Genomic DNA, 369 nt, shown 5'->3' on the forward strand with positions numbered 1-369 from the left:
TGCTCCTCCTCCGCGCCCCCAAGGGCAGCAAACGGGTCATCGTCTGCGCTGAATGCTGCGAAGGGATCTGCGTCGGTTTCTTCAGTGGCGTCCATGTCGAGCGCGTCGTGGGCTTGGGCTGTTTCGGAAGCGTGATCTTCCGGCAAGGGTTCGGCCTCGTCCTCCCCAGGCTGGGTGCCATCTTGGGAGTCGATGTCATCGGCGAACGCGGCCATTCCGCCTGCGGCAAGGCGGGCGAGCTGTGCGTTGCTGTCTTCTGCATCGGGCTTGGCCACCTCGAAGGGCGCAAACATGTCGTCGTCTGCGCCGGTAGCCTCCTGCGTGTCTGGCTCTCCGAGATCGGCGAGGGCGGCAAAGGGATCCGCGGGC

At 65.6% G+C, this 369-nt stretch carries 1 protein-coding gene; it reads right to left on the minus strand.

Annotated elements, in window-relative coordinates; genetic code table 11:
• A partial coding sequence (locus AB9K37_RS02940; RefSeq protein ID WP_369835477.1) for a hypothetical protein occupies positions 1 to 369 on the minus strand: 369 nt, incomplete at both ends.

The organism is Donghicola sp. XS_ASV15 (assembly GCF_041224595.1).
In the GTDB taxonomy this organism is placed as follows: domain Bacteria; phylum Pseudomonadota; class Alphaproteobacteria; order Rhodobacterales; family Rhodobacteraceae; genus Donghicola.